This is a genomic window from Thalassobacter stenotrophicus (assembly GCF_001458315.1).
Lineage (GTDB): Bacteria > Pseudomonadota > Alphaproteobacteria > Rhodobacterales > Rhodobacteraceae > Thalassobacter > Thalassobacter stenotrophicus.
The window spans coordinates 1-21237 of sequence record NZ_CYRX01000026.1 but is presented as its reverse complement, the minus strand read 5'-3'; the positions used below and the strand labels follow the sequence as shown (position 1 = coordinate 21237).

Below are 21237 nucleotides of genomic sequence, written 5' to 3'. Positions count from 1 at the left end.
TGTGATATGTGAAGTTTTTTGTGGAACCTTGAGGCCTTGCGTCTAATTCTTCTATCAAGTGCGATATCCAATTAAGGGAGTAATCCAAATGAAAAAACTCGCAATTCTTGCTGCTGGCCTGATGGCTATGCCCGCCTTTTTTGCAGGCGCAGCCATGGCAGATGGTCATGCTGCAACCGGTGACGCCGCAGCGGGTGAGAAAGCATTCCGCCAATGCGTATCCTGCCACGTCGTGGTCAACGACGCGGGCGAAACGCTGGCTGGCCGCAAAGCCAAAACCGGCCCTAACCTGTACAACATCGCTGGCGCCACAATGGGTTCCGTCGATGGCTTCCGTTATTCCAAGCTGCTTGAGGCCGGTGCTGAGCAAGGCGTCGTGTACACCGAAGAGTTCTTTGTGAAGTACGTGATGGACCCAACTGGCGCATCCCAAGAAGCCACAGGCGAAAGCGGCCGGGGCAAGATGTCCTTTAAGGTGCGCAAAGCGGAAGACGCTGTGAACCTGTACGCATATCTCGCAAGCCTTTCGGCTGAAGGCTCCTAAGCTCAACTCGGGTTTAGTATCATTGAGGGCAGTCAGGCGGTCGCTTGGCTGCCCTTTTTGTTGTCCGCTAGAAAACTGAGAATGCGATCGGCCACAGTTTTGGGGTCTTCTTCGTGCAGAAGATGTCCGCGATTGGCATAGGTTATGTGCGTAGCGGTTGGGATGCGCGCGGCTGCGGCCTCTGACACGCTGGGCGGCACTGCACCATCATTTTCACCCGTTAACAGCAGGGTGGGGCAGGGTACTTTGGGCAGGTCCCTCAGCAACCGTTCTAGTCGCCATTGAGCCATCATCGACAGCGTGCCCTCGACATGGGATCGGTCCGAAATCAGGGCGTGGTAAAGCCGTATACCTTCGGCGTCGACCTCGCTCCCGGTGGATTGCAGCAGTTTTCGGACACGGGCTTCATTCCCAGCAGTGACCGAGAATATCATGCCCGTGAGCGGGTTAAGCGATAGCATCTTAGCCATCATTGGAAAGAGCCATCCGGCCATCCCGTCGAACATCTCAAACGCGCCGTTGATCGCGACAAGCGCGTCGGGCGGCGTCTGCATATCCAGCGCCATCCGGGTGGCTACCGCGGCTCCGGCAGAATGGCCTATAATCACTTTGGGCCGCACACCGATATGGCGCAACAGGGCGCGCATATCCTCGGCGATGCAATCAAGTGATGCCCGGCTGCGGGCACCTGAGACAGTGAAACCATGCCCGGGTAAATCAACGGTCAGCACCCGATGAGAGGCCGCAAGAAGGGGCATCAATGCCCGGAACGACTGCGTTGACGCCCCTGCACCATGCAGCAGCAGCATCAGGGGGCCTTCGCCCATATCTTGGACATGCCAACGATGGGGACGCACGTTGTGAAACGACGAATGCGTCGCATGGGGCCATGACGCCTGATGCTTGAGCCAGTTCATGCGTCCAGCGCGACAGACACAGCCGTAGACAAACGCTGCGCGTCGGCGCGGGGCAGGGGCAGGTAAGTCGCGCCCATCGTGCTGGCCAAATCCTTAAGGCCGGGCTGTGGACGATTGCCCATATCAATGACCAACGCCGGGATGTCGCGGCTGCGGATGACACGGCCCAACGTTTGGGCGTCTTCTGCGGCTTGCGGTCTGTTTGCGGCTCCGTCCAAGGCGACATTGGCGCGACCGTCGGTTATGACCGCGATGGATGGTGTCATGCCTCGGCCCTTGGATTGCTCTGCCAGTTCCATCGCCGCGCGCAGTCCTGCCGCAAGCGGGGTGCCGCCGCCGCCGGGCAATGCGCCAAGGCGACGTTTGGTTTGAACCAGCGACCGTGTGGGCGGCAAAAGCACTTCGGCTGCCTCCCCTCGGAATGAAATCAGCGCGACTTGGTCGCGGCGCGCGTAGGCCTCCGCGAGCAAAAGCTCGATCGCGCCCTTTGCTTCTGCCAGTCGGGTCATCGCGGCGGAGCCTGAGGCGTCGACGGCAAAGATCAAAAGCCGGTCCGATTTTTCCTCGAACTGGCGAATGCGGATGTCATCGGGCCGGATGTGCAGGCCTGTGCGATCTGGCTGTTGCTTGGCGCGCACAGGTTGCCATGGGGCTGCTGCGCGCAGGGTCGCGACCATGTCGATCCGCTGTTCTCCGTCCAACGCGCCGGGACGCGAGGGCAAGGGCCGACCGCGACGATTGCCGCGTTTTGCAGCGCCCGTGCCACTAGCGGATGCCGTTCGCCTCGGCGCCTTGGAGGCTGCGAGCTGTGCCAGCAGATCGGTGGGCAAAATGGCCTTCACGGCTTCAAGCAAGATGTCTTCAGGGATGGGCATATCCAACTCGGATTGCTCGGTGGTGTCCTCAGGGTCAGTGGGGGCGTCCGGTGTCTGCTGCTCGGGTTCTGCTTCGGGCTCAGCGGTTTCTGATTGTGGCAGGACTGTCGCGCGGGGGGCCAAAACCAGTTCCGCCGCGAGGGTCAGGTCCTCTTCATCCACGAGCGTTTCGCCCATCAATGCCGCAGATGCCCGCGCTAGCCGCAGTGCCAAAAGCGGCGCGCGCAGGGATGTAATGCCAAGCCGCGCGGACAGGCGGGTCAGTGTATCCAGCGCCTCAGGCAGGGCCTGTACATCGGGCAATAGCGCCCGCGCTTGTGTAATCGCGTCAAAATCAGTCTCTAACACAGGGCAATCGCCCACGGCCAAAGCATCTAGGTCAAGATGTATCGCGACCCGATCCGCAAGCGACGGGGCTAAGCGCTCATCGGGTTCCGCACCCTCATCCATCGCAATCAGGGCATGTCCGTTTTGTGCATCTAGTGCCAGGGCAAGCCGCGCCGAAAGGCCCGCTGTCGCCCGCTCAGCCATCGGGAGCAGCATGGCCGTTGGAGTACCAAGGATGCCGCTGGAACGGACCAATTTGCCGGATGATAGAGTGGCGCTCAAATCAACGCCGCCAAAAAGCTGTTCATCAGAGATATTGGGGTGCAGCCGTCGCAATCCCATGGGCGGAAGCCCCGCAAGAATGCCCGCGATCAGCCGATCCCGCACGGGGCCGGACCGCGCACGCACCCAGATGCCGCCCAACCCCGCGGGGTCGACGGAAAAACAGGCAACCGCGAGGGCCGCCCGTGACCAGATATCGCTGGCATCGCTCACGCGAGGACTTCTTCGACCACGCGCGTTACACGGGTGGTTGAGCCTGCTTCGTCCAGCGGATCACGGCGCAGGCGGTGCCGCAGTGCAGAGGCTGCGATGGATCGCAGATGTTGGCGGGTCACGGCATTCGCCCCCTCAAACGCCGCAAGCGCGCGGGCGGTCCGCAGCAGGGTCAGTTCTCCCCGCAGACCATCGCTGCCGAGGGTAACACACAGCTCAGCGCAGTCGCGCAATACGGCGTCATCGGTTTTCATTGTCTTGAGCGTTTCACGCGCCGCAAGGATACGCGCGCGCAGGGCGCTGTCCTCAGCATCCCAGTGCTGCATGAACGTGGCATGGTCGTTTTCAAACGCATCGCGGCGACGGATTACCTCGACGCGAAGGTCGATGTCGTTGGGAGAGGCAACCTCAACTGACAGGCCGAACCGATCCAGCAATTGCGGACGCAGTTCGCCTTCCTCTGGGTTGCCAGAGCCGACCAACACAAACCGTGCGGGGTGGCGGATAGAAAGGCCCTCACGCTCGACCACGTTTTCGCCGGACTGGGCGACGTCCAGCAAAAGGTCGACGATGTGGTCCTCCAATAGGTTGACCTCATCAATATACAGGTAGCCGCGGTTTGCGCGGGCCAACAGGCCGGGCTCAAACGCTTTTTCCCCACGTGTTAGCGCGCGTTCAATGTCTAGCGCGCCAACCACGCGGTCCTCGGTTGCGCCAAGCGGCAGGTCGATGACAGGCGTAGGTTTGGACACGATGGTTCGGTCTTCGACCTGCGCCCAATCTGGAATTTCCGCCTCGGAGGCGGCGTTTACGGGGCAACCTGCAACCGCGTCGATCGATGGCAAAAGGGCGGCCAACGCGCGCACAGCCGTGGATTTTCCCGTGCCTCGGTCGCCAAACACCAAGACCCCGCCAATGCCGGGATCAATCGCCGTCAGAACCATGGCCTGTTTCATTTCGTCTTGGCCGACGATCGCGGAAAATGGAAAAACACGTGTCATGCTGCGTCCTCAAAATGCGGGAGAGGCGTCTGCCCTTCCCATGTGCCCTCGGCATCCAAAACATGGAAGCGGGCGTATAGTTCTTCGGAAAACCATCCCTCATCGCGGACGGCCTGAATGGCCTCGGAGTGGGGGCCGCCCCGGCGGGCGAAGTTGGCCATTGCGTCTGTGTCGGGCCAGATCGAAAAGGTGATCTGGTGCAGGAGAGGCACTTCGCCAATCCCGATTTTGAACATCACGTTCGGGTCTGAGCCGATGACCGTGCTGATGTCAGGCACTCGCCCCCAGAACCGTGTGGCAACCGATGGCTTGACCGTCGCGCGCGTTAGCGCGGCGATGGGGCCAGCGGACGTATCGGGCGCGGGTATCGCGCGGAACGGTTGCTGGTTGCTCCAACTGCCGCGGGCGGCTGTGGGGCTAAGGTAGAGGGTAAAAGCTTCATCCGCGTGTTTGCGGTAGTTTTGGAACACTGAGGCCGTTTGGCCCGCGCGCGCGCTGCCCATGTCATCCCAAGTGGAAAGAACGGCGTAAACGGCTGTGTTGGGAATTGGCGTAAAACCTTCGCCCGTGCCCGAGCCGCATAGCTTCCAAAATCCGATCCCCGGAATTTTGGGCATGCTGAACCGCGCGGCACCCATCTGTGCAAACGCCCAAAGACGCTGCGAGATGGGTCCGAAACGGAAAAAGTTGAGCGTAACGGTCTGAATCACGACTCTCCTTCGCCTTAGTGTCAACTTAGTGTGACACATGTTTTGTCAAATATGAAGGTATTATATATTTTGGGAGAGACAAGTTAGCCCGCAATATGTAAAGTAAACTAGACATATAGAGTGACAAATAAAATGACCGTAGTCGATTCCCGTATTCAAGCTGACCCTAATGCCGCTGGCCGTCCTCATGCTATTGTGGTGGGCGCTGGGCTTGGCGGGCTGGCCGCCGGCATGCGTTTGGGCGCCAAGGGATACCGTGTGACGGTCATTGATCGGCTGGATGTCGTGGGGGGGCGAGGGTCCTCAATCACATCAAATGGACACCGTTTTGATCTTGGGCCGACGATTGTTACTGTGCCTCAGGTCTATAGGGATCTGTGGGCTGCGTGCGGGCGCGATTTCGACAAAGACGTTGATCTGCGCCCCATGGACCCCTTTTACGAAATTCGGTTTCCCGACGGCGAAACATTTACGGCGCGCCAAAGCACTGAGGCGATGGAGGCTGAAGTTGCGCGCCTTTCGCCCAAAGATGTGCCCGGTTATCGCAGGTTTCTGAAGGATGCCGCGCGGCGCTATGTCGTCGGGTTTGAGGGTATGGTTGCCAAGCCGATGCACAAGGCATGGGACACGATCAAAGTTCTGCCGACCTTTGGGCTGTTGCGGGCGGATCAATCCATTCTGAAGCTCGCGCAGAAGCGGGTCAAAGATGAACGTCTGCGCATGGCGTTGTCGTTTCACCCGCTGTTCATTGGCGGGGACCCTGCGCATGTGACGTCGATGTATGCGCTCGTGAGCCATCTCGAAAAAGAATATGGCGTGCATTACGCGATGGGCGGTGTGCAGGCGATGGCGACCGCGATGGCGAATGTGATCCGGGATCAAGGCGGCCGTGTTCGGTTGGGCGAAGAGGTCGATGAGATTCTCATTAAGAACGGCCGTGCCGCTGGTGTGCGACTGTCGGATGGTGCAAGCGAAGCGGCTGAGATTGTTGTATCCAACGCGGATGCCGGGTTCACCTACACCCGGCTCTTGCGCAATCACAAACGTAAACGCTGGACAGATCGCAAGGTCCGCTCGCGGCGTTGGTCCATGGGATTGTTCGTTTGGTATTTTGGCACGTCTGGCACGAGCGATATGTGGAAAGACGTGGGGCACCACACCATTCTTAGCGGTCCGCGTTATGAAGGGCTGCTCAACGACATCTTTATCAAGAACAAACTGGCCGATGACATGAGCCTGTATGTGCATCGCCCCTCGGTCACCGACCCGAGTGTGGCGCCGGAGGGGGGCGATACGTTCTATGCCCTGTCACCGGTTCCTCACTTGGGTGGCAAAGACCCGGTAGATTGGACGCAAATGGCGGAAACCTACCGCCAAAAGGTTCAAGACGTTTTGGAAGAAAAGATGCTGCCCGGCTTGTGGAAACATCTTTCTGCGAGCGCGGTTTTCACGCCCAATGAATTCCGGGACCGGTATTTGTCGCCCTTTGGCGCGGGCTTCTCGATTGAGCCGCGCATCCTGCAAAGCGCATGGTTCCGGCCTCACAACGTAAGCGAAGAAGTGCCGGGCCTGTTCCTTGTGGGGGCGGGCACACATCCGGGCGCTGGCTTGCCGGGGGTTGTTTCCTCGGCGGAGGTGTTGGGCAAACTGGTGCCTGCTGTGCCGCCTATGCATATCACCGAAGACATGCGTGAAGCCGCCGAATGAACCCCGTTGACCTAGAGCATTGCCGCGAAGCCATTCGCACCGGGTCGCGCAGCTTTTGGGCGGCGTCGAAGCTTTTGCCTTCGGACATTCGGGACCCAGCATTGGCGCTATATGCGTTTTGCCGGTTGGCGGATGACGCCGTGGATGAGGTTGAGGATAAAGCCCCCGCCGTTTTACGTCTGCGCGATCGGCTGGAGCGAGCCTATGCAGGGCGACCCTTTGATGCGCCTGCGGACCGGGCCTTTACCGCGATGATCGAAGAGTTCGAGATGCCACGCGCCCTGCCCGAAGCCTTGTTAGAAGGTCTTGCATGGGACGGGATGGAGCGGCGGTATCAAACACTGTCCGACGTGCGCAGTTATTCGGCACGTGTCGCCAGCGCGGTGGGGGCGATGATGTGCGTGTTGATGCGTGTGCGCGACCCTGATGCGTTGGCGCGGGCCTGTGATTTGGGCGTTGCGATGCAGCTGACCAACATTGCCCGCGATGTCGGAGAGGACGCCCGCGCACGGCGCATCTATTTGCCGTTGGACTGGCTGGAAGAGGCGCAGATCGACGTTGAGGCCTTCTTTGCTAATCCAACTCCGACGCCAGAGGTCCGGCGCATGGTCAAGAAGCTCTTGGCAGAGGCGCATCGGCTCTACATCCGGTCCGAGCCAGGCATCGCCAAGTTGCCGGTTAAGGCGCGCTTGGGGATATTTGCAGCGCGCAATATATACGACGGGATCGGTCGGGAAATACGGCGCGCAAAATTCGACAGTATCACCCAGCGGGCCCATACGAGTGGCCGCCAAAAGATCGGTTGGATCGGTCAATCCATGCTACAAGCCAGCTTGGCGAGCGTGATGCCCTATTCATCGGTGGTTTATGCGCGCCCCTTGGATGAGGTTGCGTTTTTGGTGAACGCCGCTGCGCATCCGCGTGCAGCGGTTGGTTGGGGCGAGTCTGTGCTGACGGTTTTGGCGCAATTGGAGGCGCGTGATCGGGGGTTATTGGAACCCGGAGAAATGCGCCCTAGTTAAGGGTCATGGACTGGACCCTTTTCGCAATATTTTTCGGTGCTTGTTGCGCCGCCGCCGCCACGGGGAGCATGTTTGCACCCGGTGCTTGGTATCGTGGCCTCGATAAGCCAACGTGGACACCGCCCGACTGGCTTTTCCCGGTGGCTTGGACGGTGCTCTATATCTCAATCGCATTTGCGGCAGCGCGCGTGGCACCGATGGAGGGCTCTGCGTATGTCATGGCCTTTTGGGCGCTGCAAATCGCGCTCAACACCTTGTGGACGCCGGTGTTCTTTGGGTTGCAGCGGTTGGGCGCAGGTCTTGTGATTATCGGGTTGCTGTGGCTGTCGGTGCTGGGATTGTTGGCGATGCTTTGGCCGATGGACACACTCGCGTTTTGGATCACAGCGCCATACCTCGTGTGGGTTTCGGTCGCTGCGGCGTTGAACTTGAGTATCTGGATGCGCAACCGCACCGTTCAAATCGCTTGATCCAATAGAAAAGGGCCTTCCGAAGAAGGCCCTTTGTTTCATTCTTTATTGGCACCCAGCTTAGAGCGCGCGTTCAACTTCTTCGCGCTCGAAGATTTCGATTACATCGCCGGGGCGGATATCGTCGTAGTTTTCAAATGCCATACCGCATTCTTGACCAGACTGGACCTCTTTGACTTCGTCTTTGAAGCGCTTGAGCGTCTTGAGCGTGCCTTCGTGGATGACCACGTTGTCGCGCAGAAGGCGTACACCGGCGGAGCGGCGTGCCACACCTTCGGTGATGAGACACCCAGCGACTTTGCCAACGCCGGAGACCTTGAAGACCTCTTTGATCTGCGAGTAGCCGATGAAGGTTTCTTTGATCTCTGCGGACAGAAGGCCCGATGCGGCGGCTTTTACGTCGTCAACCAGATCGTAGATCACCGAATAGTAACGGATCTCAACGCCCTTTTGGTTGGCCGAGTTCCGCGCAGGCGCGTTGGCCCGAACGTTAAAGCCAATGACTGGTGCGCCGGAGGCTTCGGCCAGACCGATGTCAGATTCCGTGATCGCGCCCACACCGGAGTGAAGCACACGAACGCGGACTTCATCGTTACCGATTTTTTCCATGGCTTGGATGATCGCTTCGGCAGAACCCTGCACGTCGGCCTTCACCAAGATGGGCAGCTCGGACACGTTTTGATCGTCTTTGGCCTTTGCAAGCAGCTGATCAAGGGTTGTTGCGGCACCAGCGGCGGCGCGTTTGTCCTTGGCAGCTTTTTCGCGGTATTCAGCGATTTCGCGTGCTTGGCCTTCGGTGTCGACAACGTTCAGAACGTCGCCAGCTTCGGGCGTTCCGTTCAGACCTAGGACCTCAACGGGTACGGAAGGTCCGGCTTCGTCGACGCGTTGACCTTTGTCATCCACCAGTGCGCGGACTTTACCCCATTGCTCACCGACGACGAAGATGTCGCCTTTGCGCAGGGTCCCGTTTTGGACGAGGACAGTCGCGACGGGACCGCGGCCTACGTCTAGCTGTGCTTCGATCACGGCGCCTTGGGCGGCACGTTTGGGGTTGGCTTTTAGCTCTAGGATTTCGGCCTGAAGCGCGATGGCTTCTAGCAGTTGATCCAGACCCTGGCCGGTATGTGCCGAGACTTCTACGTCTTGGACTTCACCGGACATCGCCTCAACCACGACTTCGTGTTGCAGCAGTTCGGTGCGGACACGCTGTGCGTCGGCTGCGGGGCGGTCCATTTTGTTGATCGCAACGATCATGGGCACGCCAGCGGCCTTAGAGTGGTTAATGGCCTCAATCGTCTGAGGCATCACGCTGTCGTCAGCGGCAACCACCAAGACCACGATATCCGTGACCTGGGCACCGCGGGCACGCATGGACGTAAACGCCGCGTGGCCTGGGGTGTCGAGGAAGCTCAGGACGGTGCCGCCTTCGGTTGTCACCTGATAGGCGCCGATGTGCTGTGTGATCCCGCCGGCTTCGCCAGCAACAACCTTGGCGTCCCGGATCGCATCCAGAAGGGATGTTTTACCGTGGTCAACGTGGCCCATGATGGTGATGACGGGCGGACGAGATTTGAGGTCTTCGTCTTTGTCGTCAACCGTCTGGATCACGTCCTCAACATCAGCGTCAGAGACGCGCACGACCTTGTGGCCGAATTCTTCGATGATCAGTTCCGCAGTATCGGCGTCGATCACTTGGTTCTGCGTGGCCATGATGCCAGCGTTCATCAGCGATTTTACAACGGCTGCGACACGCTCTGCCATACGGTTGGCCAGTTCCGAGACGACAATCGCCTCGGGCAGCTGAACTTCACGCACGATCTTTTCTCGCTCAACCGAGCCGCCCATCGCCTTTTGACGCTGACGCTCTTGCTTACGCTTCATCGCGGCCATGGACCGTTGACGTCCACCTTCGCCACCTGTCAGGGCTTGGTTCACCGTCAGCTTGCCAGAGCGACGACGATCGTCGGCGGCAGTCTTGGCACGCTTGTCGCCACGGTCTTCTTCTTTGCGGCGAGGCGGCATTTCGGTGCGCGGGCCAGAGGGCGCAGGGCGACCTTCCTTGGCGGGCGCAGGTGCTGCGGCTGCTGCGGGTGCGGCTTTTGCTTCCGCGGAACGCTTGGCGTCGGCGGCTGCTTCTTCTTTGCGGCGCTTTTCGTCTTCTTCGCGCTGCTTGATGGCTTCTTCACGCTCACGCTCAGCGCGCTCTTTGGCCTCGGCCTCATCGCGGCGGCGCTGACGTTCTTCGGCGCGCTCTTGCTCTTCGCGGGCGCGGCGCTCGGCCTCATCCGCTTCGCGGGCTTTGGCTGCTTGCAGCGCCTTTAGCCGGCGGTCCATTTCGGCATCAGTTGCCGTGGGGACTGTGGGGGCAGTGGCATTGGTGCCGGCGTTGCCAGCCTTTGGTACCATAACACGTTTACGCTTCGTCTCGACGACGACGCTTTTGGTGCGTCCGCGGGCGAAGCTTTGCTTCACTTGGCCGCTACGTGCGCCACCAGAAAGTCCGAGGGGTTTTTTACCGTCTTGATCGCTCATGCTTCTGTCTGTTCCTTCCCGGCGGACCCATTCCCGCCGATATCCTTGCGGATGCTTTGAAGCCTTGCGGCTTCCTCTACAACACGTTTGCTGAGTCCACCAGCGCTTAGGGCTGCGTGGATGACTCTGTCGCGTCCGAATGCCAGTCCCAGCTCCTCGGCTGAGAGGTGGCCAATGAATGTATCAGGCCCGCCCGGCTTTTGAATGGGGGCCTTCAGTTTGGTCTTGCCGCGCTCTGAACCGTCGCGGGCTTGCATCAGCACACGGGCGCGTTCCAGTTCAAGCCAGCCACGGACCTTTTCGTAACCCGTGATCGCCTGACTTGCCTTGCGTGCAAGGGCAAGACTGTCTTGCACCCGGCGCAAAAGGCCCGTCTCGATGCGGTCGACCATCCCTTCGGGGATCGTCAGCTGTGTCTTTGCCGCACGCGAAAATAGCTTTTTCTTAACGGCCAGTTCCACCGCACTGCGGTCGGACGAAACCCAAATGCCCCGGCCGGGCAGTCGCCCTGCCAAGTCCGGAACCACTGACCCATCTGGGCCAGCGACGAAACGGATCATGCGCGACGTTGGGCGCACTTCTCCTGTTGCGATGCAGCGACGTTCTTGAACGTCGCGTGATTTAGCTTTGCCACCTCGGCCCAAGCGCGAAATCCGAGGCCATTAGACCTCGGCCTCCTCGTCGGCTTGTGCCTCCTCGTCGGCGCCTTCGGCATCGGGGTCAGCAGCAGCGTCTTCGGGATCGATCCAGCCTAGCATGACGCGGGCGGTCATAACCATGTCGCGGGCCTCTTCGAGGCTTACGTCGAATTTCTCCAGCAGGCCGTCGTCCTTTACGCGTTGGCCATCGATGGTTGTCCAACCACCGGCAAGTTCCCAATCCGCACATGTTGCGAATTCTTCGAGGTTCTTAACACCGTCCTCAGCCAGAGCTTCGAGCATTTGGGGCGTCAGACCTTCGAAGTTCACGAGGCTATCTTCGATGCCCAGTTCGGTCGCGCGCTCCATGGCCTTCTTGTTTTGTGCTTCGAGGAAGTCACGGGCACGGGCCTGAAGCTCATCTGCGGTGGACTCGTCCACACCATCGATGCTCAGCAATTCGTCTTGCTCGACGTAGGCGACTTCTTCCAATGAGGTGAAGCCTTCGGCAACCAGAAGCTGGGCAAAGAATTCGTCCAGATCGAGAGTGTCCATGAAGAGCTGCGTGCGTTGCGCGAATTCTTTCTGACGACGCTCGGATTCTTCGGCCTCGGTGAGGATGTCGATATCCAGCCCGGTCAGCTGCGATGCAAGCCGCACGTTCTGACCACGACGGCCAATCGCGAGCGACAGCTGCTCATCAGGGACCACGACTTCGATGCGCTCAGCTTCTTCGTCGAGAACAACCTTGGACACTTCAGCAGGCTGAAGCGCGTTCACGAGGAACGTAGGCGCGTCTTCATTCCACGGGATGATGTCGATTTTCTCGCCCTGAAGCTCGTTCACGACGGCCTGCACACGGCTACCGCGCATACCAACACAGGCACCGACGGGGTCGATGGACCCATCGTACGAGATCACGGCGATTTTCGCACGCGAACCGGGGTCACGAGCCACAGCTTTGATTTCGATGATGCCGTCATAAATCTCGGGCACTTCCATCTTGAACAGTTCGGCCATGAATTCTGGCGCTGTCCGGCTGAGGAAGATCTGCGGGCCACGCGGCTCACGGCGCACGTCTTTGATAAAGACGCGGATACGATCATTCGGGCGATAGCTTTCGCGGCCGATTTTCTCATTGCGGCGCAACACTGCTTCGCCTGCGCCGATGTCGACGATGACGTTGCCATACTCTTCACGCTTGACCAGACCGTTGATGATTGTACCGGCGCGGTCTTTGAATTCTTCGTACTGACGATCACGCTCAGCTTCACGCACCTTTTGCAGGATCACCTGTTTCGCGGATTGCGCAGCGATGCGGCCCATTTCAACGGGGGGCACCTCGTCGATCAGCATGTCGCCAACCTGCGGGTCTTCTTTGTATACGCGGGCTTCTTTGACGGTCAGCTCGGCCTGCATGTTTTCAACGGCGTCGTCTTCGACAACTGTGCGCACGCGGGTAAAGGTTGCGCGGCCGGTTTTGCGGTCGATGCTGACGCGGATATCCATCTCGGCGCCGTAGCGGGACTTTGCGGCCCGTGCGAGGCTTTCTTCCATGGCCTCAATCACAAGGCTGGGGTCGATCATCTTCTCGCGGGCAACGGCGTCAGCGGTTTGCAGCAGTTCCAGCTGGTTGGCGGAGGTAATGGCCATGTCTCAGGACTCCTCGTCGTCTAGGACGGTTTCAACATCATCGAATTGGGTTTCATCAATTGCACCTGCATCCTTGCGGGCGCGCAAAACATCACGGATCAGCTCATCGGTCAGCACCAGTTTGGCGTCCGAGAGCCATTCGAACTTGAGGCCAATGGTGCCTTGTTCGATTTCCAATAGAACTTCATCACCTTCTGTGCCGGCGATCGTGCCTTTGAAACGGCGCTGGCCATCAATCATCTCGGTGGTTTCGATCTTGGCGACGTAGCCGTTCCAAGCATCAAAATCTTTCAGCCGGGTCAGAGGGCGGTCGATCCCGGGGCTGGACACTTCAAGCGTGTACTCATCCACAATCGGGTCTTCGACATCCATGATCGCGCTGATAGCGGTGGAAATCTGGGCGCAATCGTCGACCTCAATCCCGCCTTCGGGTTTTTCAGCCATGATTTGCAGGATCGGCGTTTTGCCCGACATCAGCCGCAGGCGCACCAGTTCAAAGCCCATGTCTTCGATGACTGGGGTGACGATGTCAGCAAGACGGACATCCATTGCGGTTTTGGCGATTAGTTCAGACAAAAAGGGTCCTCAAAACAAAAAAGCGAGCCAAGCGGCCCGCTGCATATTCCGGTGGGCGCCAGGGGCGCGCCGCTGTTGAAGGTGGATATAGGGGAAGGATGCCCCTGATGCAAGACAATTGCATTGGACCGCGATTTGACAGAAGGTTCCCGCAAATCGGGAGGACAGATTATGCGCACAAAAGCCGCCGTGGCCATCGCCGCGGGAAAACCCCTAGAGATCATGGATGTGAACCTTGAAGGCCCCAAAGCGGGTGAGGTTTTGGTCGAGATTAAAGCTACAGGTATTTGTCATACGGACGAATTTACGCTGTCGGGTGCGGACCCAGAGGGGCTGTTTCCGGCGATCCTGGGCCACGAGGGCGCGGGCGTTGTGCTAGAGGTCGGGCCCGGCGTGACGTCTTTGAAGCCGGGTGATCACGTCATTCCGCTGTATACGCCTGAATGTCGGGAGTGTGAGTATTGCCTCAACCCTAAGACCAACCTGTGCCAGTCGATTCGCGCCACCCAAGGTGCGGGCCTTATGCCTGATGGGACCTCACGGTTTTCGACGCTGGATGGAGATCCAATCCTGCACTACATGGGCTGCTCGACGTTTGCCAATCACACCGTCTTGCCGGAAATCGCGCTGGCAAAGGTGCGCCCAGACGCGCCGTTCGACAAAATTTGCTACATTGGCTGTGGTGTCACCACTGGCATCGGCGCGGTAATCAACACGGCCAAGGTTGAAATCGGCTCGCGCGCGATTGTGTTTGGGCTGGGCGGCATCGGGCTTAACGTGATCCAAGGGCTGCGGCTTGCGGGCGCGGATCAAATTGTGGGCGTGGACCTAAACCCAGCCAAGGTTGAAATGGCGACACGGTTCGGCATGACCGACTTTGTGAACCCCAACGAGGTTGAGGGCGATTTGGTCCCCTACCTTGTGAACCTCACAAAAGGTGGGGCGGATTACACATTTGATGCGACGGGCAATGTTAACGTGATGCGCACAGCGCTTGAGTCTGCACACAAGGGCTGGGGCGAGAGCGTCATTATCGGGGTGGCACCTGCGGGGGCCGAAATTTCAACCCGGCCATTCCAGCTCGTGACCGGGCGGGTCTGGCGTGGGACCGCCTTTGGCGGTGCGCGTGGTCGGACAGACGTGCCTCAGATCGTGGATTGGTACATGGATGGGAAGATTGAGATTGACCCCATGATCACCCACACCATGGGCTTGAATGACATCAACAAAGGGTTTGACCTGATGCACGCGGGCGAAAGCATCCGCTCAGTCGTGGTCTACTAAAATGCGAGGGGCGGGAGCGTTCTCGCCCCTTTGCTAGGCGGCTGTGCCGTAGCGCGTCAGGAACATCTCAACCGCGCTGTCGACAACCCGCTTGATATCCTCGGCTGAAACGCTCGACTTGATCCCCAAAAGCACCTCGAAAAAACAGTCCGCCTTACACAGTTCGGCGAATTGATGGGCGGCAAGGTGCGGGTCCTCGACCTTTAGCTCACCCCGATCCTCTGCATGTTTGAAAAATGCCATCATGCGATCGACTGTCACGCAGGGGCCTTGGCAATAGAACTGCTGCCCGATTTCGGGGAAACGCCCGGCTTCGGCGATTACAACGCGGTACACGCTGATCCCGAACTTCGACATCAGGAGCGTCGCTAGATTGGTTCCGATTTGGGTCAAAACCTCACGGGCGCTGAGGCCATCGTGATCGATTTCCGCAATCAGGCTGGCTTGGCGCGTTATCTCACGCTGCGCGACCTCGATGAATAGTAGCTTTTTGTCGGGAAAGTAGCTGTAGAGCGTGGCTTTTGACACGCCAGCCTCGCGGGCGATGGTGTCGACGCTTGCGCCTTCAAACCCTTCGGCCATGAACACACGCGATGCGCCGTCGATCACCTGATCGAATTTTCGGCCGCGCTTGATCAGGCTCTCTACTTCCATCGGTCTCTCCCTCTTCTTGCGGTTGATTGTAAACGACACGGTTCACTTCAAGCAAGCGTTCGCCGGTGGAAAGCCACGCAATACGAAAAGAGGCACCCGGAGCGGTAACTCCGGATGCCTCTTGGGGACCTTGAAAGTGGGCTATTTGCCCGTGGTTTGGGGTGTCTGTCCGGTCCGGCCGGATTTGACGACGGGGGCGCTGTCTTGTTGGGGGAAAACAAGCGGCGTGTCCCAAGCCGTGCCTATCAAGGTCGAGGCCTGCACCGCGGGAGCGACGGCGGCAAGCCCAAGGGAGAGAGCAATCAGGAGGGGGAGGAGTTTCATATGAATGACCTTTCGCGTGCAATTGTCGGTGTGTTGTGCCGAGAGTTGTGTAAATACTGAACTGTTCAGTTCGTATTTGACTGGATAATTTGAACCGATCCGTCTAGCAATATAAAAATGAACTCAACGGTTCACTTTTTCGCGCAGCCCGATGTGCACACCCACACAACCGCTTTTGCCATCAGCAAGCCTAGACGCCCCCCGCGCACTGGGATAGCTCTCGGTTAATGTTGGACATATTCCTCAAAACACTTCCCTTTTTTGGGATTATTGGCCTTGGCTATCTTGCCGGGCGTCGGGGCTTTTTCACGCCTGAGGCGACGGCATACCTCACTAAGTTCGTGTTTTTCTTCGCCCTATCCGCGATGCTGTTCAACTTTGCGGCGAACCTGTCGCTGTCGGATATCTTTGATCCCGGGTTTGTGGGGGCGTACCTTTGGGGGTGTGGCGTCGTTTACTTATTGGCCACGGCGGTTGCGTTTTGGCGGGGGCTATCGGTCGCTGAAGCCGCGATTGAGGCGCAAGTGGCGATCATCGGCAACGTCGGCTTTCTCGGCATCCCAATGCTCGTTTTGTTGTTGGGAGAAGCCGCAGCAGGCCCAATGTTGATGGTCTTAGCGACGGACTTGATCGTTTTCTCATCGCTGATTGTGATCCTGATCACGGGTTCGCGCGATGGGCGCATGTCATTGGGCGTATTCAAAACTGTGGGCCTCGGGCTTTTGAAAAACCCCATGATCGTCTCGATCGTGTTGGGGTTGATGTGGTCCTACTCGGGCCGAGAGCTGTACGCCCCAGTGAACGAATTCCTGTCCTTGCTGGGTGCGGCTGCCACGCCCGGTGCGCTGTTTGCTATCGGGGCATCATTGGCGGGCAAGTCGGCGGAACGTATCGAGGTCGCGGCTTGGCTCAGCTTTTGTAAACTGGTGCTGCATCCGCTGTCCGTCGCCTTAGCAGCCCTTGTGTTGTTCCCGGTCGAGCCCTTTGCGGCCGTGGTGATGATTTCCGCCTCCGCGCTGCCAGTTGCGGGCAACGTCTACATGCTGGCACAGTATTACAACGTGGCCCCCGCGCGTGTATCCGCCGCAATTTTGGTCACGACGGCTGTGTCCATCGTGACAGTCTCGCTTGTGATCGGCTGGCTTAGCCCGCTCTCCTAACGCTATTCCGCCGCAATCGGCTGCTTGGTCTTGGACGTTTTCCCGATGCCGGGGTTGAACGTATTGGTGGGGTCCAATGTTTCATAATGCTCTTTTAACGCTGGCTCGGCTTCATACAGGTGCCCGACATTATGCTCCGCAGGGTACTTTGCACCCCGTTCCGACAGCAATTCCAGCATTGCGGCCTTGATCGCTTTGGGGTCGCCGTGGGCTTTGACGATGTAGTCTTGGTGAAACACGTGGCACAGGAAATGCCCGTAATAGAGCCTGTGGCTCAGGTGCTGGTTAATTTCATCGGGCAGTTCTTCAAACCAATCCTCATCGTTGCGGCGCAGCGCGATATCCAGCGCGAGGATATCCTCAACCGGGCCGGGGTGTACGGCGGCGTAGCGGGCTGCGGCACCTGCGGCGGCAAACCGGTGTAGCAGTGCCTTTTTGCCCTCTGCTTCGGTGCATTTGCGATAGGCGCCTTCCTCTGCAAACACCCGCTCTAAGATCGCCTCAGCCTCTGCAATGCCCGGACCTTCGACCTTAAGGATTAAGTAGTGTTCATAGCTTTGACGCATGCCGCGCATGAACTTGGGCAGGTGCGACGGGAACAGCGCAAAGGCGAACTGCATCAACCAATCGCTCACGTTGTTGGGCACAAACGGCAGGCGATTACCGATGGCATCCACGCGCCCCTTCATAGCAAATAATTGCGGAAGGCGGTCCGTGCCCAGCCATTCGATCATGCGGAACGTGTCGCGCCCGTGGCTTTCGGAAATGTCGTAGATGTCTTTGTGCATGTATTCCGCCAGCACGGGCAGGTCGCTCATCTCTGTCAGGAGGGCGCGGCGTAGATTGGTTAGGCGCGCGGTTTCATTCGTGCCGATGTAGAAAACCTGCGTGGCATCGGCGGTGGGGAATGTGTCCAGCCGCACGGCAAACACCGCGATCTTTCCTGCGCATCCCGACGCTTCATGCAAGCGTCGCGGGTCGGCGTTGTAGCGGGCGGGGGTGTCTGCATCGACCTCGCGGACGCGCGCGGCGTATTCCCGGTCTGAGGCCAGTTTTTGCGGGCGCTGCACATCGCGCCACTTGCCTGCCTCTGCGTTGTTCAGGATCTCTTCGGGCGTATCGCCAAGGTCGATGCCGAGGTTGTTCACAAGATGCAATGTGCCGTCCGCAGTGCGCTGGGCGTACAGCGCCAGTTCGGTGTAGGCGGGGCCGCGTTTTACCAATGCGCCGCCAGAATTGTTGCAAATGCCGCCGATCACTGAGGCGCCCAAACAGGACGAGCCAATTTCAGAATGCGGAACACGGCCCAGCGGCTTTAGCGCGTTTTCCAGGGTGAAAAGGGTGGCACCCGGCAGGGCCACGACCTGTTCTGCCCCAGGCAAGACGTGAATGGTGTCCAGCGCGAGGGTGCTGATGATCACCACATCCCGGTCATAGGTGCCGCTTGGGGTTGAGCCTTCGGTCAAGCCTGTGTTGGCGGCTTGCATAATGACAATTGTGTCGGCATCCACGCAGGCTTCGATCACCTGCCATTGTTCAAACAGCGTCTGGGGCAGGCAAACCGCAAGCGCGTCGCCCCCACCGGATCGAAAGCCTTGGCGGTACCGTTCCGTGGCGGAGGGGCTGGTTAACACACGTTTTGTGCCAAGGATTTCGGTCAAACGGGCGATCAGATTTGCGGGCATGGGGTATGGTGTCCTTTGGTTAATTGAATTTACCAAGGGGCGGCGGGCTGACGGATGTGACAGATCGCGCAAAGCCTGTGGCTGCGCGTATCGACATCAAACCGCCTATGAAATGGGCGAAAATCATTGGTTGAACGCTTGCATTTGTTGAAATTGCTGCGCCGCAGCATTGGTTAATGATTTTCTAATGGTTCCGTGGGAGGCTGTTCCCGGGAGGTTTTTGATCACGGGCTCATCGTCGGAAGAACACTTGGGCCCTCTGAAAGGAACCTGAGTATGTGTTTAACGACAGAAGCCCTCGCGGTCTTTTTGAACCTGATTATTGCAAGCAGCGGCATGACCATGAGCGAGGATCGCATTATCATTCACGCCACTGATCGAGATACCCACTGGGTTTTAGCCGAAGGTGAATGGTGCACAATGGCCCCACAATTCGACCGGTTTGAACGGGTTGCGACATTGCGCCAAAGGACCCAATGAAAAAAGGCCCCAGCGTTTGCCGGGGCCTCTCGACGTATCTTATGGGAACTAGACCGCGATCTTGCCGCCGCCTTCTTTGGTGACCACGACCACTGAGGGGCGAGGCGGCATGTTCGGCTCAAAATCAGGCCAGCGTGTGGCTGGGTCCTCAAAGGTCGATGCGCGCTCAAAGCCTACCAAATCCTTGGTGCCGTCGGTTCCGGGGTGCTGCACCGCAAGGAACAGCGTCTCGGAGTTGTCGGCAAAGTAGGGGCCGCACAACTCTCCGCCCACGGGGCAGCGGAAAAACAGCTTGGAGTGACCGCGCAGGTCGCCCTCTGTTTCCAAGGAATACAGGCCGTCCGATTTTCCGGTACGTCCCCAGCCAGAGCCTTGGTCCGTCGAAATCCAAAGCCGCCCGCTGTCATCAAACGCGCAGTTGTCGGGCGATGAGAACCAGCCATTCTCGCTTGTCTCAGGGTTCCAACGTGCACCAACGTCAGCAATTGTTGGATCGCCGCACAGAACAACGATGTCCCACGTGCCTTTGGTGGCTGAGTGGTTTTCGCCATCTTCCTTAATTTCGATGATGTGACCAAAGTTGCTTTGTGGGCGCGGGTTGGCGGCATCCACCTGCTCGGGCTTGCGGCGCGAGTTGTTGGTGAGCATCAGGTACGCGGTGCCGTTTGGACCGGGCTGAGCATCCTCAGGGCGATCCATCGGAGTAGCTCCCAACGCGTCTGCCGCCATGCGGGTATCAATTGCGATATCCGCTTGGCTGTCGAACCCGTTTTCCGCCGTGAGCGGGCCTTGGCCATGAACCAACGGCAGCCAGTCCACCACGCCATCGGCGTTAAAGCGCGCGACATACAATGTGCCTTCGGACAAGAGCGTGGACCCAAAGTGGCTGTTTTCGGATGTTACGGCCTCAGCTGAGACCCATTTGTATTGGTAATCGAACCGATTATCGTCGCCTGAATAGATCACCAATTTGCCATCAGCGGCGACAATGGCTTCGGCACCTTCGTGGCGGAACCGACCCAAGGCCGTGTGCTTGATGGGCATCGCATCCGGGTTCAGTGGGTCGACCTCAACGATGTAGCCAAAGCGGTTCGGCTCATTCGGTTCTTTGTCGATGTTGAAACGGTCGTGGTACTGGCCCCAAGCGTACCAACGCCCGGGCACACCGTAGCGTTTCATGCTTTCGGCCTCGGGCTGTGCCGAGATGTCGACCTTGCCTTCGCTGTCTACGACGTCCGACCAGAAATAGCCGTGAAAGTTCTCCTCGGCCATCAGGTAGGTGCCCCATGGCGTCATACCGCCGGCACAGTTGTTGATTGTCCCCAAGACGGTCATCCCGGCAGGGTCGGCAGAGGTACGAAGACGTGGGTTGCCCGCAGCGGGGCCATCAAAGGTCATCGGGGTGTTAGCTGTGATCCGGCGGTTGGCGGGGTTATTGCGGTTCACTGACCACGCGCCCTCTGCGGATTTTACGATTTCAAACACGGACCCACCGTGGGCGGCCATTTCGATATCCACCAGATCACGGGTCATCCCCTTGAAACCGTCGCGGTCCTGACGGCCAAGACCGGGGAACATGACTTCTTCGTTGGTGTATTCATGGTTCACGCACAACATGCCGCGGCCGGGCTCAATCTCGGCGAAACCGACGTAATCGTTGTTGTAGCCAAACTGCTGGGACTGTGCCGCAGCGGTTTGATTCATTACGTCGAATTCAGGGGCATCTGCAGTGATCGGGTCACCCCAGCGCACTAGAACGTCGGCGTTATAACCCTCTGCGATGTGGTGGGCTTCGTCGTTGCCCCATTGCAGCTCATCAAAAATATAGCGGCTGTCGGCGGCGGTGCTGGCGTTGGCGGAGGTAGGCGCCACAAGGGCGGAGGTCCCGAAAAGGGCGGTCGTCGCAGACACACCCAACGCCCCGCGCAACACGTCACGGCGGCCATAGCGCGTGTTGATCACATCGCCGATGGTCGTGGACAGGTTGGGGTTGGTGGGAATGTCGTCAAAGGCTTCGAAGGCTTCGGCTTTATTGCCGAATTCATCAGAGTGGATGATCTCGTCACGAGGAGACATGGCAGCGTCCTTCTGCTGGAATAACTGCGCACCGAAATGGCTACGCAAAGGCTTTGTTGCACAAATCCCATCATGAGGGGATTCACTACGTGAAGCCAGCGTGG

At 58.8% G+C, this 21237-nt stretch carries 19 protein-coding genes; 7 read left to right on the top strand and 12 right to left on the bottom strand.

Features of this window, described 5'->3' with window-relative positions; all coding sequences use genetic code 11:
* The first annotated feature begins 88 nt into the window (after positions 1-88).
* Complete coding sequence (locus THS5294_RS08915; RefSeq protein WP_058123490.1) at positions 89-544, top strand: c-type cytochrome; 456 nt, start codon at positions 89-91, stop codon at positions 542-544.
* Between the two features lie 32 nt (positions 545-576).
* On the opposite strand, the gene bchO is transcribed toward THS5294_RS08915, so the two are convergent.
* The 4 genes from bchO to crtA are packed head-to-tail and all read right to left on the bottom strand — an operon-like array spanning position 577 to position 4869.
* On the bottom strand, positions 577-1461 hold the full coding sequence (bchO, locus tag THS5294_RS08910) for an alpha/beta fold hydrolase BchO (RefSeq protein ID WP_058123489.1): 885 nt from the start codon (positions 1459-1461) through the stop codon (positions 577-579).
* Positions 1458-3158, bottom strand: a complete 1701-nt coding sequence (locus THS5294_RS08905; RefSeq protein ID WP_082644993.1) for a magnesium chelatase subunit D — start codon at positions 3156-3158, stop codon at positions 1458-1460. The genes bchO and THS5294_RS08905 overlap by 4 nt, the downstream gene beginning before the upstream one ends.
* Positions 3155-4159 (bottom strand): magnesium chelatase ATPase subunit I, encoded by a 1005-nt coding sequence (bchI, locus tag THS5294_RS08900; RefSeq protein WP_058123488.1) that lies wholly within the window; start codon positions 4157-4159, stop codon positions 3155-3157. Before bchI ends, THS5294_RS08905 begins: the two co-directional genes overlap by 4 nt.
* Positions 4156-4869 (bottom strand): spheroidene monooxygenase, encoded by a 714-nt coding sequence (gene crtA / locus THS5294_RS08895; protein WP_233486443.1) that lies wholly within the window; start codon positions 4867-4869, stop codon positions 4156-4158. The genes bchI and crtA overlap by 4 nt, the downstream gene beginning before the upstream one ends.
* Positions 4870-5001: 132 nt before the next feature.
* Here crtA and THS5294_RS08890 point away from each other — a divergent pair, with 132 nt between their 5' ends.
* The 3 genes from THS5294_RS08890 to tspO are packed head-to-tail and all read left to right on the top strand — an operon-like array spanning position 5002 to position 8068.
* The gene (locus THS5294_RS08890) at positions 5002-6576 is read left to right on the top strand and encodes a phytoene desaturase (protein WP_058123486.1); all 1575 of its coding nucleotides are present in this window, start codon (positions 5002-5004) and stop codon (positions 6574-6576) included.
* A complete protein-coding gene (crtB, locus tag THS5294_RS08885; protein ID WP_038007457.1) occupies positions 6573-7598 on the top strand; it encodes a 15-cis-phytoene synthase in 1026 nt (341 codons plus the stop codon). The genes THS5294_RS08890 and crtB overlap by 4 nt, the downstream gene beginning before the upstream one ends.
* Positions 7599-7603: 5 nt before the next feature.
* Positions 7604-8068, top strand: a complete 465-nt coding sequence (gene tspO / locus THS5294_RS08880; protein ID WP_058123485.1) for a tryptophan-rich sensory protein TspO — start codon at positions 7604-7606, stop codon at positions 8066-8068.
* Between the two features lie 60 nt (positions 8069-8128).
* Here the strand turns inward: tspO and infB are convergent, their stop codons facing one another.
* From infB to rimP, 4 genes are read right to left on the bottom strand one after another with little or no spacing between them, the layout of a single operon-like run.
* Positions 8129-10603, bottom strand: coding sequence for a translation initiation factor IF-2 (infB, locus tag THS5294_RS08875; protein ID WP_038007464.1), 2475 nt, complete (start codon positions 10601-10603; stop codon positions 8129-8131).
* Entirely contained in the window at positions 10600-11247 is a 648-nt protein-coding gene (locus THS5294_RS08870; RefSeq protein WP_058123484.1) for an RNA-binding protein, read from the bottom strand. The genes infB and THS5294_RS08870 overlap by 4 nt, the downstream gene beginning before the upstream one ends.
* 18 nt (positions 11248-11265) lie before the next feature.
* Entirely contained in the window at positions 11266-12894 is a 1629-nt protein-coding gene (gene nusA, locus THS5294_RS08865; RefSeq protein ID WP_058123483.1) for a transcription termination factor NusA, read from the bottom strand.
* 3 nt (positions 12895-12897) lie between these two features.
* Positions 12898-13470, bottom strand: coding sequence for a ribosome maturation factor RimP (gene rimP / locus THS5294_RS08860; RefSeq protein ID WP_072936780.1), 573 nt, complete (start codon positions 13468-13470; stop codon positions 12898-12900).
* Positions 13471-13641: 171 nt separating this feature from the next.
* Here rimP and THS5294_RS08855 point away from each other — a divergent pair, with 171 nt between their 5' ends.
* Positions 13642-14754: an S-(hydroxymethyl)glutathione dehydrogenase/class III alcohol dehydrogenase gene (locus tag THS5294_RS08855; RefSeq protein WP_058123482.1), complete on the top strand. Its 1113-nt coding sequence runs from the start codon at positions 13642-13644 to the stop codon at positions 14752-14754.
* Between the two features lie 33 nt (positions 14755-14787).
* Here the strand turns inward: THS5294_RS08855 and THS5294_RS08850 are convergent, their stop codons facing one another.
* Both THS5294_RS08850 and THS5294_RS08845 read right to left on the bottom strand, forming a co-directional pair.
* The gene (locus THS5294_RS08850) at positions 14788-15408 is read right to left on the bottom strand and encodes a TetR/AcrR family transcriptional regulator (RefSeq protein WP_038007477.1); all 621 of its coding nucleotides are present in this window, start codon (positions 15406-15408) and stop codon (positions 14788-14790) included.
* Between the two features lie 141 nt (positions 15409-15549).
* Positions 15550-15732, bottom strand: a complete 183-nt coding sequence (locus tag THS5294_RS08845) for a hypothetical protein (RefSeq protein WP_058123481.1) — start codon at positions 15730-15732, stop codon at positions 15550-15552.
* 227 nt (positions 15733-15959) lie between these two features.
* Between THS5294_RS08845 and THS5294_RS08840 the strand changes: the two genes are divergently transcribed.
* Positions 15960-16892 (top strand): AEC family transporter, encoded by a 933-nt coding sequence (locus THS5294_RS08840; RefSeq protein WP_058123480.1) that lies wholly within the window; start codon positions 15960-15962, stop codon positions 16890-16892.
* A gap of 2 nt (positions 16893-16894) precedes the next feature.
* Here THS5294_RS08840 and dld read toward each other — a convergent pair whose 3' ends face one another.
* Positions 16895-18577: a D-lactate dehydrogenase gene (gene dld / locus THS5294_RS08835; protein WP_058123479.1), complete on the bottom strand. Its 1683-nt coding sequence runs from the start codon at positions 18575-18577 to the stop codon at positions 16895-16897.
* Positions 18578-18853: 276 nt separating this feature from the next.
* On the opposite strand from dld, the gene THS5294_RS08830 reads away from it, so the two are divergent.
* A complete protein-coding gene (locus THS5294_RS08830; RefSeq protein ID WP_058123478.1) occupies positions 18854-19057 on the top strand; it encodes a hypothetical protein in 204 nt (67 codons plus the stop codon).
* 48 nt (positions 19058-19105) lie between these two features.
* Here THS5294_RS08830 and THS5294_RS08825 read toward each other — a convergent pair whose 3' ends face one another.
* Positions 19106-21133: a PhoX family protein gene (locus tag THS5294_RS08825; RefSeq protein ID WP_058123477.1), complete on the bottom strand. Its 2028-nt coding sequence runs from the start codon at positions 21131-21133 to the stop codon at positions 19106-19108.
* Positions 21134-21237: the final 104 nt, after the last annotated feature.

Coding starts and splice junctions, on each gene's coding strand:
- crtB (WP_038007457.1), top strand. CDS start 6,573: ATGAACCCCGTTGACCTAGAGCATTGCCGCGAAGCCATTCGCACCGGG.
- THS5294_RS08840 (WP_058123480.1), top strand. CDS start 15,960: ATGTTGGACATATTCCTCAAAACACTTCCCTTTTTTGGGATTATTGGC.
- THS5294_RS08825 (WP_058123477.1), bottom strand. CDS start 21,133: ATGTCTCCTCGTGACGAGATCATCCACTCTGATGAATTCGGCAATAAA.
- THS5294_RS08855 (WP_058123482.1), top strand. CDS start 13,642: ATGCGCACAAAAGCCGCCGTGGCCATCGCCGCGGGAAAACCCCTAGAG.
- bchO (WP_058123489.1), bottom strand. CDS start 1,461: ATGAACTGGCTCAAGCATCAGGCGTCATGGCCCCATGCGACGCATTCG.
- THS5294_RS08830 (WP_058123478.1), top strand. CDS start 18,854: ATGTGTTTAACGACAGAAGCCCTCGCGGTCTTTTTGAACCTGATTATT.
- THS5294_RS08915 (WP_058123490.1), top strand. CDS start 89: ATGAAAAAACTCGCAATTCTTGCTGCTGGCCTGATGGCTATGCCCGCC.
- nusA (WP_058123483.1), bottom strand. CDS start 12,894: ATGGCCATTACCTCCGCCAACCAGCTGGAACTGCTGCAAACCGCTGAC.
- dld (WP_058123479.1), bottom strand. CDS start 18,577: ATGCCCGCAAATCTGATCGCCCGTTTGACCGAAATCCTTGGCACAAAA.
- infB (WP_038007464.1), bottom strand. CDS start 10,603: ATGAGCGATCAAGACGGTAAAAAACCCCTCGGACTTTCTGGTGGCGCA.
- THS5294_RS08850 (WP_038007477.1), bottom strand. CDS start 15,408: ATGGAAGTAGAGAGCCTGATCAAGCGCGGCCGAAAATTCGATCAGGTG.
- tspO (WP_058123485.1), top strand. CDS start 7,604: ATGGACTGGACCCTTTTCGCAATATTTTTCGGTGCTTGTTGCGCCGCC.
- THS5294_RS08890 (WP_058123486.1), top strand. CDS start 5,002: ATGACCGTAGTCGATTCCCGTATTCAAGCTGACCCTAATGCCGCTGGC.
- bchI (WP_058123488.1), bottom strand. CDS start 4,159: ATGACACGTGTTTTTCCATTTTCCGCGATCGTCGGCCAAGACGAAATG.
- THS5294_RS08845 (WP_058123481.1), bottom strand. CDS start 15,732: ATGAAACTCCTCCCCCTCCTGATTGCTCTCTCCCTTGGGCTTGCCGCC.